This is a genomic window from Nitrospina sp. 32_T5, from assembly GCF_052156635.1.
Classification (GTDB): domain Bacteria; phylum Nitrospinota; class Nitrospinia; order Nitrospinales; family Nitrospinaceae; genus Nitrospina.
Genome location: NZ_JBQKUO010000004.1, coordinates 66,356 through 79,473, shown reverse-complemented (window position 1 = coordinate 79,473; position 13,118 = coordinate 66,356). Strand labels below are relative to the sequence as shown.

Genomic DNA, 13,118 nt, shown 5'->3' with positions numbered 1-13,118 from the left:
CGAGTTGCAATCGTTGAATCCACGCAGACAAAGCCCCTGTCCGTTGATGACACGTCAACGGCCAGGGGTTTTTTTATGATCCCGGTATAAGGAATTTTCCTTCCTCCATCCTCCTGATCATGGAAAAGGTAAGTATTTACAAGCGACTGGCTCACTACCTCACTCCCTACAAGGGCAAAGTGATATTGACTTTGCTGACGTCCATCTGCGTCGGTGCGCTGTCAACCTCACCGGTCCCCCTTGTTCAGCAGACATTCGACAGAATCTTTGTCGAAAAAGATTACTTCATGCTGAAGATGTTGCCGCTGATCGTCATCGCCCTCTATGTCGCGAAAGGTGGACTGCGCTACCTGCAAAGTGTCATCATTTACCAGATCGGTTGGGAACTGGTGGCGCGCATACGACAGGAAATGTTTGAACACGTTCACAGGTTGCCCTATGGTTTTTTTGAAAAAGACACCACAGGGCAATTGATGTCGCGGCTGGTCAACGATGTCAATGCCATGTTGCTGTCGCTCACCAAATACATCAAGGACACGATCCAAAACGTGGTCATGTTCTTCGGCCTGTTGTTCTGGGTTTTCTGGTTGAAGTGGGACTGGGCTTTGATTGCAATCTTTATCATTCCCATTGCCATACTTCCCACGGCCACCGTGGCAAGAAAGCTTAGAAAGCTGGGGAGGCGCGGGCAGGAACTGCTGGCGGATATCAACTCCACCATGCTTGAATCAATTTCCGGCATCAAGGTCGTGAGGGCTTTCGGACTGGAGGACCAGGAAAACAAGAAACTCAACAAGCACAACGAGGATTTCCTGGAAATCATGAAAAAGGATGTGCGCTATACCGAGTTCACATCGCCAATGATGGAGGTGCTGGCGGTACTGGGCGGCGCCGCGGTGCTCTGGCTCGGAGGGCTCCAGGTGCTGGAAGGGGAAATAACCCAGGGTGCATTCTTCGCGTTCGTGCTTGGTATGTTCATGATGTACGATCCCATGCGTATCCTGTTCAAAACCTACACCGATTCTCAAAAGGCAGTGGCCGCAGCGGAACGTGTGTTTTCCGTGCTGGACACGGAGGAAGAAAAGGCCAAAGACGGGACCATCGAGCTTAAGGAATTTACGGATCGCATCGAGTACCGCAATGTTGGATTCAAGTATCCGACCCGGGACACGATGGTATTGAAGGATATCAACCTGACTGTGAAAAAGTCCGAGGTGCTGGCCATTGTCGGAATGAGCGGTGCGGGTAAGACCACGCTGGTGGATCTGCTGTTCAAATTTTTCGCTGTGACTAAGGGCGAAATCCTGATTGACGGCGTCAATATCAACGACATCACCGCCCACTCCCTCCGTCGCAACCTGGCCTTGGTGACGCAGGAAACGTTTCTGTTTAACGACACCATCTGGGCGAACATCGGGTACGGAAACCCGGAAGCAACGCGGGAGGACATTGTCCGTGCTGCACAGGCCGCGCATGTGGACACCTACGTGCAGGCTTTGGATGACGGCTATGACACCATCATCGGAGAGCGTGGATTGAAGCTTTCCGGGGGACAACGCCAGCGCATCGCCATCGCGCGCGCCATTGTGCGCAACGCTCCGATCCTGGTTCTGGACGAAGCGACTTCGGCGCTTGATTCCGAATCGGAAAAACTGGTTCAGGACGCACTCAACAACCTGATGGAACACCGCACCACGTTCGTCATCGCCCATCGCTTCTCAACCATCAAACACGCCGACCGAATCATCGTCCTCGAACACGGTGAGATGGTGGGGCAGGGAAACCACGAACAGCTTCTGGAACAATGTCCGCAATACCAGAAATATTACGAGATGCAGATCATCGGATCCGCATGAAGGGTTGAGTTATGCGATTTGAAAACGTTTGCATCGAGTCGATCGGGTACCACCTTCCGGAAAACATTGTGCGTTCCGACGAACTGGAACACCGCCTGCAACCGCTTTATGACCGGTTCAAGTTGAACGTCGGGCGGCTGGAACTGATGAGCGGCATCCGGGAAAGGCGATTCTGGGACAAGGGAACGTTTCCCAGCGCCGTCGCCTCCAGGGCTGGGGAGGATGCACTCGCACGCACGCCTTTGGACCGGAAGAAAATCGACGCCCTCATTTGTGGCTCGGTGAGCCGGGACTTTCTGGAACCCGCAACAGCTTCCGTCGTGCACCACAATCTCAAACTGAATCCCGATTCCATTTTCTACGACGTGTCGAACGCCTGCCTCGGTGTGTTGAATGGCATGGTGCAGGTAGCGAACATGATCGACCGCGGACAAATCCGGGCCGGATTGATCGTCTCCGGGGAAAACGGCGGTCCGCTTGTGGATCACACCATCGAGACATTGCTGGCCGACCCCAACCCCACACGCAGCAAGATCAAGACCGCCTTTGCGTCGCTCACCATCGGGTCCGCCGCCGTTGCTGTTCTTCTCGCTCACAAGGACCTTGCGACCACCGGGCACCGCCTGACCGGGGGCGCTTACCGGTCGGCGACGCAGTTCAATCACCTCTGCCAGGGCAATCAGGATTCCGGCATGGGAGGCGATGCGGCTCCGCTCATGCAGACCGATTCTGAAACGCTCATGCGTGAAGGATGCGAACTGGCCCGCGAAACGTGGGAGGTGTTTAAAGGCAATCTCGGATGGACCAATGACAATGTGGATCGCATCTTCTGTCACCAGGTCGGTCATCTCCACCGCAAGCTCCTTTACGAAACACTTTCACTGGATCTGGAAAAGGACTTTTCAACCCTTGAATTCCTTGGCAACACCGGATCGGCGGCCCTGCCTGTGACCCTGGCTTTGGGAATTGAAGAGAAGGTGATTCAACCCGGGAATAAAATCGGCCTTCTTGGAATCGGCAGTGGATTGAGTTGCGTCATGCTGGGGGCGGAATGGTGACGGAAGTCTCCATCGATGGATTCCAAAGAATTTATCCCTTCGAGTCGCATAACCTGGACCTGAACGGTCTTCGATATCATTATCTGGACGAAGGGCAGGGCGAGGTCCTGCTCATGCTTCATGGTAATCCCACCTGGTCGTTTTATTATCGAAACCTGGTTCGTGCCTTACGCAGTCAATACCGTTGTGTGGTGCCCGACCACATGGGTTGCGGTCTGTCCGACAAACCTCAGGATTACAATTACACATTGAACCAGCACATCGATAATGTGGAGCGGCTGGTGGAGCACCTGCAACTCGATAACATCACGCTGGTTCTGCATGACTGGGGCGGGGCGATCGGGATGGGCCTGGCGGTGCGCCACCCCGATAAAATTAAACGTCTGGTCGTGTTCAACACCGCCGCCTTTCTGGCGGACCGCATTCCCTTCAGCATCAATTTGTGCCGAAAGCCCTTCATTGGAGAGGTTGCCATACTGCAATGGAACCTTTTCGCCAGGATGGGGCTGGTTTGGGCATCCAGGCAACGCCACCGATTGACGCCCGAAGTGAGGAAAGGCTACCTGGCTCCTTACAACAGTCCGGAGAATCGGATTGCCAACCTCCGGTTTGTTCACGACATCCCAATGGACCCTTCCGTCCCGAGTTATTCCGTGGTGGAACACATTGAATCAAGGCTGGGTTATTTTCGGGATCGTCCGGTGTTGATTGTGTGGGGCATGAAGGACTTTTGCTTTAATGAATACTTTCTGGACCGGTGGAAAGGCTACTTTCCGAACGCCGAAGTTCATGAAGTGGAAGAGGCGGGGCACTATATTGTGGAAGATGCTTATGAAGACATCATTCCGTGGATGCTCAATTTTTTCAAAAGGAACGAGGCATAAAGGGGGCTAAATTACCTAGTTAATGGTAGAGCAAATGAAAAAAGTTTGACCCAGTTTCAGGGTACAGGGCCTATATTCAGAATAGAAGGAGGGCCCTCTATGGACACCTTTACCCGTAGTGAACTGGCCAAAATGGTGGGTGTGAATAAGGAAACCCTTCGCTACTATGAGACCCGCAATCTGATCGATCCGCCCCTGCGGTCGCGATCCGGTTACCGTTTATACAGTAACGAAGACGCCCGTCGTATCCTGTTTATCAAAAACGCCCAGAAGCTCGGTTTTTCATTGGATGAAATCCACGAAATTCTGAACTTGCAGGCTACGCGTAAAAATCCCCGCCAGAATGCTGTTGAGAAAGCCCAGACCAAAAGAAAAATCATCGATAAGCGGATTGAGAAACTAAACCATTTGCGGAAAGCGATTGATCGAATGATAGAAGCGAGTGGAACGGATCCATCGCAGATCCCTCTTTCTATTCTTGCCTATCTTGAGGAAGGAACGTTTTTCTCCGAAGATTTATGAAAATTGAATTACTGTATTTTGAAAACTGCCCCAACTCCCAACCCGCGTTGGAGCTTTTGCAGGATGTCATGCGCCAGGAGGGGGTGGACATCCCCATCCAGTCGATTGCCGTCCAAACGCTGGATGATGCCGAGAAACACCGGTTCCCCGGGTCACCGACTATCCGGATAGACGGTCTGGATGTCGAGGGCGAGGTTCGTTATCCGTTCGGACTTGGGTGCCGCATTTATTTGGTCGATGGCAATACCCATTACTGGCCGCCCCGCCAATGGATAGAAGAAGCCATTCGTAAAAAAAGGGAATCCCTGTAAACAGGGCAAGGGGAAATTTGATTTAGAAATAAAAAACGGCGTCCCGGTTTGGGACGCCGTTTCTATTTGGAACTCTGTGAGGCTCAGTAGCGGTAATGATCCGGCTTGTACGGACCCTCTACCGGGATGCCCAGGTAGTCGGCCTGCTTCTGCGTCAGCCGGGTCATTTTGACTCCCAGCTTTTCGAGGTGCAGACGTGCCACTTCCTCATCCAGATGCTTGGGCAGGGTGTACACGCCCAGCTCGTACTTCTTCTGGTACAGCTCGATCTGCGCCAGCACCTGGTTGGTGAAGGATGCGGACATGACGAACGACGGATGGCCGGTTGCGCAACCCAGGTTCACCAGCCGTCCCTCGGCCAGCAGGATGATGCAGTGCCCGTCCGGGAAGGTGTACTTGTCCACCTGCGGCTTGATCTCTTCCTTCTTGATGCCTTTGAAGTTGTTCAATTCGTCCACCTGGATTTCACAGTCGAAGTGGCCGATGTTGCACACGATTGCCGTGTCCTTCATCTTTTCCATGTGGTCGATGCGGATGATGTCTTCACAACCCGTGGTGGTGATGTAGATGTCCGCTTCCGACAGGGACTCTTCCACCGTGGTCACCTCATAACCTTCCATCGCCGCCTGCAGGGCGCAGATGGGGTCGATTTCCGTTACCAGCACGCGGGCGCCGTAGGCGCGCATGGACTGCGCACAGCCCTTGCCCACGTCGCCGTATCCGGCAACCACAACCACCTTGCCTGCCACCATCACGTCGGTGGCGCGCTTGATGCCGTCCGCCAGGGACTCGCGGCAACCGTACAGGTTGTCGAACTTGGATTTGGTGACGGAATCGTTGACGTTGATGGCCGGCGATTTCAGCGTGCCGTCTTTCAGCATTTTGTACAGCTTGTGAACGCCGGTCGTCGTTTCCTCGGAGATGCCCTTGATGTTCGGCAGCATTTCCGGATGTTTTTCGTGAACGTAACCCGTCAGGTCGCCGCCATCATCGAGGATCATGTTGGGACCTTCGTCGAACAGCAGGGTCTGGGCGGTGCACCACCAGTATTCCTCCTCCGTCTCCCCCTTCCATGCGAAAACGGGAATGCCGGCCTTGGCGATGGCCGCGGCGGCGTGGTCCTGCGTGGAGAAAATATTACAGGAGGCCCAACGGATCTCAGCCCCCAGCTCGACCAGCGTTTCAATCAGAACCGCCGTCTGAATGGTCATGTGCAGGGACCCTGCAATCCGAGCTCCTTTCAGGGGTTTGTCTTTGCCGTACTTCTCGCGGAGGGCCATCAATCCCGGCATTTCTTTTTCGGCGAGAATGATTTCGCGCCGACCCCAATCCGCCAGGGAGAGGTCTTTCACTTTATAGTTTTCCGCGTCAACCACTGTGGAACTCATGTATAACTCCTTGATAGTTTATGAATAGTTTTAAAAGGACTTAAAATCGAAATCGTGATAAACGGCGTCGTGCCGTGAATACGGGGTGCACCGAAGCTCGTAAAAAGCTGATTTGTAGGTATTCAGAAGAAATGCGGTGCGTCAATAGGTGCCATATTGTAACAAAACGAGCAGGCGAGATCAAATCGTCACAGGAAAAATCCCATGACCATCACCAAAACGATTATCTATCCGTTCGAACCGGGCACGCCATACAAGGATTTGAAAGCCTATGCGGAGGTGACGCTGGAAGGTGTGCTGACCATAAAGGGTATTCAGGTTTACAGGAAACCGAGCGGCGCGATGTACATCCGCCTGCCCAGCCAGTTGGGAAAGAACGGCGAGTACAAGGAACTGGTTGTCGCCGAAACCCCCGACTTCCAAAAACACCTTCGCGACACCATCGTGGAGGCGTATAAGGTTGAAATGGGGGAGGGGTAAAAGCTGTAAAAAAATTATCCCTTTCTAATTCGTGGAAATCTTCACGGTCTTGTATAAAAAGTTTTTGAAGCTCATGAACTTCTTGCTTTCCTCCGAGTCGGTGCGGAAGCGGTCCGTGCACACGCCCAGCTTCACCGCCAGCCCCGGCAGGTTGGTCTGATACTTCGTCTTCGCCGTCTCGATCACCGTCTTCACCGTGTCGCGCGTCATCTGCTTGGTCTTGAACGGCTCGTAGATGTGCGTCCAGAAGTTGCCACGCTCCGCTTCGATTTCCTCCAGCAGGTTCGTCACCTGACCCACGGGAGCCGCATCGAACGTCGCCGTCTCCACCATGTTTTCCTGGTCCGCCGCGGAGAGGTGGTCGCGGGTGATGACGCCGCTTTTGTTGAACATGAGCGCGCGCAACAAAATGTTTTTCAACTCGCGCACGTTGCCGCGGTAACTGCGGTGCTTCAAATACTCCAGTGCATCGGGAGCCAGCATCGGTGGCGGGCCGGTCTGGTCGCCTCCCTTGTATGTCGTGTACAGGCGACCGAGAAAATGCGTCGCCAGATCCGGAATGTCCTCCCGCCGGTCGTTGAGCGACGGAATCCGGAAGCTGAGCGCGTTCAAGCGGTGAAACAAATCCTCGCGGAAACGTCCCGCCTCGATTTCCTTTAAAAGATTTTTGTTGGTGGCGGCGATGAGGAAGATGCGCGAATAGCAGGGCTGGTTCTCACCCAGCCGCACGAACACGCCGGTGTCGAGGAAGCGCAGCAACTGCACCTGGGTTTTGGGATCGATGTCGCCGATCTCGTCCAGGAACACGATGCCGCCGTTGGCTTCTTCCAGAATGCCCTGCCGGTTGGAGTCGGCGCTGGTGAACGCGCCTTTCTTATGCCCGAACAGTTCGCTGTAGGTCAATTCGCCACTGTAGGCGGCGATGTTGGTTTTCCGGAGAGGCAGTTCGAAATCCGGGCGTTTTTTCTGCCGGAACGTCTCCGACACGCGCGAATAAATGTTGTTGAAGAAGAATTCCTTGCCTGCCCCGGTTTCGCCTGTGATCAACAGCGACGGCAGTCCCATGAAGGCTTCCGTCTGAGGCGAGCGTTCCCAGTTCAGCATGCGGTTGCAGATGGAGTCCACCACCACGTCGATCTGCTTGACCAGTGTGTGGATTTTTTTGCTGCGTCCAATGACGTTGCCGAGGTAATACGACGACACGTTCGGGTCGCGGTATTCGATCTCGTGTTTGAGCACGGTCATGTCCTTACGCAGCGCCTCCATCTGTAACAGGTGGTTCACCTTCTGGCTGATGAGGCTGGCGATGATCTGCAGAATCTTTTTGTGCTCGTCGGTGAAGTAATTGAGGCGGAAGCTGTCCTGGTTGAGCACGCCCAGCACCTGGTTCTGGTAAATGATCGGCACCGCGAGTTCCGACCGGATATCCGGCGACAGGTTTTTGTAAAAGCCCTGCGTGTGCTTGTGGTTGTTGACGTCGTTGACCAGTACCGGACGCGCCGTGTGAGCGCAATACCCGTTCATCGACCTCTGGTCGCCGGGCAGGTCGTTTCCCCCGACGGGAAGCGGCAGGATTTTGTTCTTCTTCCAGCCGCGCGACTTCGCACCCATCAGGTCGCCGTCCTCATCTTCCACCAGCAACCAGGGTTTGCCGTCGATCACCTGCAGGATGGCAATGGTGCCGCAGTCCGCGCCGATCAGCTCCGACGTCTTGGCCAGGATGCTGTCGAGGAATCCCTGCAGGGAGGTGTCGGTGTCCGACAGCAGTTCCTCGATCTCGCTCAGCACCTGGATTTCGATATGCGTCGGGCTTTCTTCCAGGATGATGGTCTCCACCATCGACGCGTGTTCCTGCAGAAGGTTTTTCTCGAACGGTGTGAACTCGTAGGGTTCTCCGGTGTAGTAGTTGACCGCACAGACGAAACGTCCGGTTTTCTTGTCGTATTTCGGCACCTGGTAGAGCGACACCAGGTTGATCTCGCTTGCGATCTCCTTGCGCGGGAACTGCTCCTCCATCACGTTGGCGTGATACACCGAGCCCTGGTTGGGGTCGTTCATCACCAGGCCTTTTTTGTCCTTGTACTTCACGATGCGGTTGATGAGGTGGCGGCCTTCCAGCACGTGGATCTGGTCGCGGGTGTTGTATATGTCCGCGTGCTCGATGTTTTTGGAATAGACCGCGAGGATTTCGACGATGTCCGCGGTTTTCGAGCCGCGCGTTTTTAAATTCTGTTCCGTTGCCGGCACCAGCACCGAAGCGAGCGTGAGTTTTTCTATCAGGTTGACGGCGGAACGCATCATCATCCACGCGCCTTCCTTTTTGCGCGCCGTGTCGAGGTACTTGGAAAACGAGATGTTCTGGTGAAAGCGCTTGGCGCGCTCCACCACCGCGCTGTTTTCGGTGATGAATGAACTGATCTGCTCGATCTGCTTCTCTGTTAAAAACTCACCTTCCTTGTTCCAGTCGAGGTTGATGGTGCCGATGGGCCGCATCTGGTAGGTGATGGGGAACACCGCCGTGGCCTGGATGCCGGAAAGCGATTCGTAGGGATTGCGGAAGTTGGCGACACCCCCCGGATGCGTCCAGGACGCCACCACGGCGTTTTCATAAAACGATTTGGAAGTGATCGATTCCTTGGGCGAGATGTACTTGGTAATGCGATGGCGGTCCGGGTGGCTTTCGTTGGAGACGTAATGGCAGATCAGCATGCCCTCGTACAGGTCTTCCAGATACACGCGTACCGAGTCGCATTGAAAGGCGCTTTTCAGGCCTCCAGCCATGACGTGCAGGATGTCGGACAGGTTTTCCTTCTGGAAACCCTTGAGCCGGGTGGTGAAGGCGTTCAAATTCTGGGACATAAATAGACGTTCCAAATGAGTAATAAATTTACACACATTATACATAAAGCCGGGGAGGGCCGAAACGTCAGGATTTTCGACACTCCCGGCAGAAATTTCCCGGAAAGCGCCAAACTTCCCTTTGTTTTCCGGCAATTATCATAAGTCGTCGAATGGTGCTGATTTCATAACCTGTTTAAATATAATAACTTATGATTAATCCCGGATCTGGCACCGGTTTTGCTTGTAATAAAGGCAAAAGGAGTGTGATTTATGCTGATCGACCGCTTATTGTTTTCAGACCCTGTGCCGTTACTGATGAGCAAGTCGCTGGACTTCCAGTCGCAGCGGCAATTGCTCGTATCGAGTAATATCAGCAACATGGACACCCCCGGCTACAAGGCAAAAGATATTGATTTTAAAAGCACCTTGCAGGATGCGCTGGGATCCGGCGGGCTCAACCTGAAAAAGACCCAGTCCGGTCACATGGGCCCGGATCTCGATACCCTGCGCCGGCTCCAGCCGCAGGTGCACGAGGAGCCGGATGCGGCCCGTTCCAATGGCAATAACGTCAATGTTGACAAGGAAATGACCAAGCTGGCGGAAACTCAGATTGCGTACTCCGCCACTGTGCAATTGATGAGCAAACGCGGCTCCATCATCCGTTCCGCTATCCGTGAAAACACGCAGGCATGACGCCCCGGGACGGGTGAATAAGCATTGACAAACCAGCGGGATAAGCATAACTTGGAAAGAGGATTTCCGGAGTTAAGAGATGGATGACAACACCCTCAAAACCAATCTGAAAACGATTCTCGGCCCGGGTCTCAACCCGGCACAGGGCAAGGGTGCGCCGCAGAAGATCGATCCCAACGCTCCGTCGTTCAAAGAGACGTTGTCCGAATCCATCAAGCAGGTGGACAACCTTCAGAAGGAAGCCGACCAGGCGATCGAAAAGCTCGTGTCCGGTGAATCCCAGAACGTCCACGGTGCCATGCTGGCCGTCAGCAAGGCCGACCTCGCATTCCAGATGACCATGCAGGTGCGCAACAAAATGGTTGAAGCCTACCAGGAAGTGATGCGCATGCAGGTCTGACAGTCCCTTTAAATGAGTGTTTGAATGGTATCCCGCCGTGTTTTCGGCGGGTTTTTTTTTGCCTGCGGCCTGGCGGGTTTGTGCGTTGACAAGGCTGGACGATTGGGGGATATTTAGAGGATAAATGGGCAAAACACAGTCGGCAGGGGTGTTTTGCAATCGTGAGCGAATCCTTTTGGGGGTCAGTATGAAGCGCCTCGTCAGTAAGACATTTTCCATGGTGATGGTAGCGGCGGTTTTGGGGATGGTTTCTTTTACGCCTGTTTGGGCGCAATCGGGAGGCCACGCCAGCGTCGGCCTGGGGCATGGAGAGGAAGGTTACCTGCACCTGCAGGAGATGATCAAGCACCTCGAGTTCAGTCTGAAGATGGACGACGCCTCCCAGCAGGTGAAAACGCATGCGCCGGAAGCGTTGAAGCATGCCCAGGAAGCTCTGCGGCATTACAACGAAGCCCTGGTGCACGCGTCGGAATCCCTGGGGCGCCCGGCCCGCAACCCCATGATGGGCGGGGGGTCACAGCATGAGCATGAAGGCTCCGACCATTCGCACGAGGAAGGGTCGCAAATGGGTCCCCCGATGGGCAATCCCTACAGCGGCCCGCCCATGGGATACCCGGAAGGCTCGATGCCCGAAGGCTCTCACTGATCGATCCGGTAAGGGAAGGGCGCTCCTTCGGGAGCGTCAGGATTCCACCGGCAGTTGGGGGTTGCGGCTCCAGTCCCACCACGAGCCGTCGTAATTGCGCACGTTGTAACCCAGGTAGCGGAAAACAAAGTAGGCCATTCCCGAGCGCACCCCTCCGGTGCAGTAGACAACAACCTCTTTATCCTTCGTGATATTCCATTTGGCCAGAAGGGATTCCAAAGTATCCAGGGGCTTCAACCGGCCCCGTGCGTCGTAAAACTCCCGCCAGTCGATATGAACCGCTCCCGGAATGTGTCCCCCGCGAGACGACCCGTAGGGGGTTGCCCCGTTGTATTCATTTTGTTCGCGGTTATCGATCAAAGCCAGATTCGGCGAGTGGAGCCGGTCGGCGATCCATTTCTGGTCGGCATATACCTCCCAGTTGAACTGGATGTCCTGTGCTGTCAGGTTCGATGCGGCAGGGGAGGAGGCGGGCCCGCGTTCCATTGGCAAACCTTGCTTTTCCCATGAATCCACGCCGCCCTCCAGCAGGGCGGTTCGGGTGAACCCGTAAAACTCCAGCATCCAGAAAAAGCGACCGTCGGTGCGCCATTTGTCTTCGGGATCCCCATACAGGACCAGGGTTTTCCCACGGTCCACCCCCATGGCTTTCAATTTTTGGGCAATGGCGGCAGGATCCTGGTCTATGAAACCGGGAACACCGTCCCGGCGAACGGAATAATCCTGCCAGTCGCCGGTGGGCTGGGCACCCGGAATGTGTCCCAGCAGGTAGCGCCAGGTGGAACGGGTGTCAAGAAGAACGACCTCGTTTTGAGGCAGGGCACGGAACTCTTTTATGGTCAAAAGAGGCGCAAAACCATCAGCCGCCCAGGCTGTCGCCGAAGCCCCGCAAATCAGCCAGATAGCAAGGGCGGGGAAGACGGCGAGGGCCTTTATTTTCCTTGACAAAAAGTCTTTTAGACTTGTAATATCATGCTTCATTTTTTGTGTAACAGCCTTTCATGCTCCGGATAAGCAAGCGTTAGGATCACCAGCCTCTTTCACCATTGTATCTGTTTATGTTTTGTAACGACAATCGTTTTGTGAAGTGAGAGGGGATTGTCCGGGGCGGTCGATCCAATAATTTGACCCCCAGAATACCGGACCTGCCGGCTGGATGCGACCGAAGGACACAATACAGAAAAGTTCAATAAGACCGTTATTTTGGAGGATCAATGGCCACGAATGATCAGGATAGCAACCGGGATAACCCGTCCGGTGGGCAGAGCCCCGAGGATCGTCTTGAAAAAATAAAGCAGGAGGAAAAGGAAGACGCGAGCTCTTTTTACGCCCAGGGCGACAAGGAAGAGGCGGGCAACGCGGCGGATGATTTCGAAAAACCCGTGCCTCCGGTCGATCCCGAGAAAGAGGAAATGAGCCTGCTCAAGGCCGTGGCTTTTCTGGGTTTTGGAATGGCGGCCCTGGCTATCATTTTCATCCTGTTTTTCATTCGCGATTTGGGCAACAAGGTGGGAGATGTGGATGCTGCCGTCCATACCCTCGAGCAGAAATTTGGACCTCTCCGGCAGGAAGTGGACGAACAACTCTCCAAAGTCAATGCGGATGTCACCGACCTCAAAACCCGTTTCGGCAGCTATGAGCGGCAGGTGGTGGTGACCGAGCTCAAACGCGCACTGGTTTCCATCCAGGGAATTACCGGTAACGCTCCGGCTGATGTGCAGAACAAATCCGGTCAGGTGGTTGCCAGCATTGAAAGTCTTCTGCAGGAACTGGAAGGCAACAACACCGGTGCCCCCATGGCTCCCATGACCAATGCGGCTCCGCAAACGGAGACCGCCCCCGCGCCGGCTGTGGAGGAGACCACCGAAAGCGGGTCGGCTGAGGAAACGGTGGCCGCTTCCGAAGAAACGGCACCTGTCGGCCAGATTGAACTCGAGTCTGAATCTTCCGAGGAATCCAGCGATGATTCTGAAGAAGAAGCCGCCGAAGAAGGTGGTGACGAGGAAGATGAGGATGAGTTTGCCGATGATGAGTAGTAT

Annotated in this window: 13 protein-coding genes; 10 read left to right on the top strand and 3 right to left on the bottom strand. The window is 54.5% G+C overall.

The genetic code is table 11. The annotated features are described in order from the left end of the window. The first annotated feature begins 119 nt into the window (after window positions 1-119). From ACTRW9_RS11695 to ACTRW9_RS11675, 5 genes are all read left to right on the top strand, one after another. Window positions 120-1,856: an ABC transporter ATP-binding protein gene (locus tag ACTRW9_RS11695; protein WP_442429485.1), complete on the top strand. Its 1,737-nt coding sequence runs from the start codon at window positions 120-122 to the stop codon at window positions 1,854-1,856. A gap of 11 nt (window positions 1,857-1,867) precedes the next feature. Beyond that, the gene (locus ACTRW9_RS11690; RefSeq protein WP_442429484.1) at window positions 1,868-2,914 is read left to right on the top strand and encodes a 3-oxoacyl-ACP synthase III; all 1,047 of its coding nucleotides are present in this window, start codon (window positions 1,868-1,870) and stop codon (window positions 2,912-2,914) included. Continuing rightward, the gene (locus ACTRW9_RS11685) at window positions 2,908-3,798 is read left to right on the top strand and encodes an alpha/beta fold hydrolase (RefSeq protein WP_442429483.1); all 891 of its coding nucleotides are present in this window, start codon (window positions 2,908-2,910) and stop codon (window positions 3,796-3,798) included. The genes ACTRW9_RS11690 and ACTRW9_RS11685 overlap by 7 nt, the downstream gene beginning before the upstream one ends. Before the next feature lie 99 nt (window positions 3,799-3,897). After that, window positions 3,898-4,320 carry a MerR family transcriptional regulator gene (locus ACTRW9_RS11680; RefSeq protein ID WP_442429482.1) on the top strand — a complete coding sequence of 141 codons (423 nt, stop codon included), beginning with the start codon at window positions 3,898-3,900 and terminating at the stop codon, window positions 4,318-4,320. Continuing rightward, on the top strand, window positions 4,317-4,631 hold the full coding sequence (locus ACTRW9_RS11675; RefSeq protein ID WP_442429481.1) for a DF family (seleno)protein: 315 nt from the start codon (window positions 4,317-4,319) through the stop codon (window positions 4,629-4,631). The genes ACTRW9_RS11680 and ACTRW9_RS11675 overlap by 4 nt, the downstream gene beginning before the upstream one ends. Before the next feature lie 83 nt (window positions 4,632-4,714). On the opposite strand, the gene ahcY is transcribed toward ACTRW9_RS11675, so the two are convergent. Continuing rightward, complete coding sequence (ahcY, locus tag ACTRW9_RS11670) at window positions 4,715-6,019, bottom strand: adenosylhomocysteinase (RefSeq protein WP_442429480.1); 1,305 nt, start codon at window positions 6,017-6,019, stop codon at window positions 4,715-4,717. Between the two features lie 204 nt (window positions 6,020-6,223). On the opposite strand from ahcY, the gene ACTRW9_RS11665 reads away from it, so the two are divergent. Further along, window positions 6,224-6,499 carry a septation protein SpoVG family protein gene (locus tag ACTRW9_RS11665; RefSeq protein ID WP_442429479.1) on the top strand — a complete coding sequence of 92 codons (276 nt, stop codon included), beginning with the start codon at window positions 6,224-6,226 and terminating at the stop codon, window positions 6,497-6,499. Window positions 6,500-6,523: 24 nt separating this feature from the next. On the opposite strand, the gene ACTRW9_RS11660 is transcribed toward ACTRW9_RS11665, so the two are convergent. After that, on the bottom strand, window positions 6,524-9,358 hold the full coding sequence (locus tag ACTRW9_RS11660) for a sigma 54-interacting transcriptional regulator (RefSeq protein WP_442429478.1): 2,835 nt from the start codon (window positions 9,356-9,358) through the stop codon (window positions 6,524-6,526). A gap of 252 nt (window positions 9,359-9,610) precedes the next feature. Here ACTRW9_RS11660 and flgB point away from each other — a divergent pair, with 252 nt between their 5' ends. From flgB to ACTRW9_RS11645, 3 genes are all read left to right on the top strand, one after another. Then, window positions 9,611-10,033, top strand: coding sequence for a flagellar basal body rod protein FlgB (gene flgB / locus ACTRW9_RS11655; RefSeq protein WP_442425418.1), 423 nt, complete (start codon window positions 9,611-9,613; stop codon window positions 10,031-10,033). 79 nt (window positions 10,034-10,112) lie between these two features. Beyond that, window positions 10,113-10,433 carry a flagellar hook-basal body complex protein FliE gene (gene fliE / locus ACTRW9_RS11650; protein WP_442425419.1) on the top strand — a complete coding sequence of 107 codons (321 nt, stop codon included), beginning with the start codon at window positions 10,113-10,115 and terminating at the stop codon, window positions 10,431-10,433. Between the two features lie 187 nt (window positions 10,434-10,620). Next, on the top strand, window positions 10,621-11,079 hold the full coding sequence (locus tag ACTRW9_RS11645; RefSeq protein WP_442425420.1) for a hypothetical protein: 459 nt from the start codon (window positions 10,621-10,623) through the stop codon (window positions 11,077-11,079). A 36-nt stretch (window positions 11,080-11,115) separates the two neighbouring features. Here ACTRW9_RS11645 and ACTRW9_RS11640 read toward each other — a convergent pair whose 3' ends face one another. Further along, window positions 11,116-11,922, bottom strand: coding sequence for a sulfurtransferase (locus ACTRW9_RS11640; protein ID WP_442429477.1), 807 nt, complete (start codon window positions 11,920-11,922; stop codon window positions 11,116-11,118). A gap of 371 nt (window positions 11,923-12,293) precedes the next feature. Between ACTRW9_RS11640 and ACTRW9_RS11635 the strand changes: the two genes are divergently transcribed. Further along, window positions 12,294-13,115: a hypothetical protein gene (locus ACTRW9_RS11635; protein WP_442425422.1), complete on the top strand. Its 822-nt coding sequence runs from the start codon at window positions 12,294-12,296 to the stop codon at window positions 13,113-13,115. Window positions 13,116-13,118 lie beyond the last annotated feature (3 nt).

Excerpts from the sequence above, each read along its gene's own strand:
- ACTRW9_RS11665 (WP_442429479.1), top strand. The coding sequence starts at position 6,224 with ATGACCATCACCAAAACGATTATCTATCCGTTCGAACCGGGCACGCCA.
- ACTRW9_RS11685 (WP_442429483.1), top strand. The coding sequence starts at position 2,908 with ATGGTGACGGAAGTCTCCATCGATGGATTCCAAAGAATTTATCCCTTC.
- ACTRW9_RS11680 (WP_442429482.1), top strand. The coding sequence starts at position 3,898 with ATGGACACCTTTACCCGTAGTGAACTGGCCAAAATGGTGGGTGTGAAT.
- ACTRW9_RS11645 (WP_442425420.1), top strand. The coding sequence starts at position 10,621 with ATGAAGCGCCTCGTCAGTAAGACATTTTCCATGGTGATGGTAGCGGCG.
- ACTRW9_RS11695 (WP_442429485.1), top strand. The coding sequence starts at position 120 with ATGGAAAAGGTAAGTATTTACAAGCGACTGGCTCACTACCTCACTCCC.
- ACTRW9_RS11635 (WP_442425422.1), top strand. The coding sequence starts at position 12,294 with ATGGCCACGAATGATCAGGATAGCAACCGGGATAACCCGTCCGGTGGG.
- ACTRW9_RS11690 (WP_442429484.1), top strand. The coding sequence starts at position 1,868 with ATGCGATTTGAAAACGTTTGCATCGAGTCGATCGGGTACCACCTTCCG.
- ahcY (WP_442429480.1), bottom strand. The coding sequence starts at position 6,019 with ATGAGTTCCACAGTGGTTGACGCGGAAAACTATAAAGTGAAAGACCTC.
- fliE (WP_442425419.1), top strand. The coding sequence starts at position 10,113 with ATGGATGACAACACCCTCAAAACCAATCTGAAAACGATTCTCGGCCCG.
- ACTRW9_RS11660 (WP_442429478.1), bottom strand. The coding sequence starts at position 9,358 with ATGTCCCAGAATTTGAACGCCTTCACCACCCGGCTCAAGGGTTTCCAG.
- flgB (WP_442425418.1), top strand. The coding sequence starts at position 9,611 with ATGCTGATCGACCGCTTATTGTTTTCAGACCCTGTGCCGTTACTGATG.
- ACTRW9_RS11675 (WP_442429481.1), top strand. The coding sequence starts at position 4,317 with ATGAAAATTGAATTACTGTATTTTGAAAACTGCCCCAACTCCCAACCC.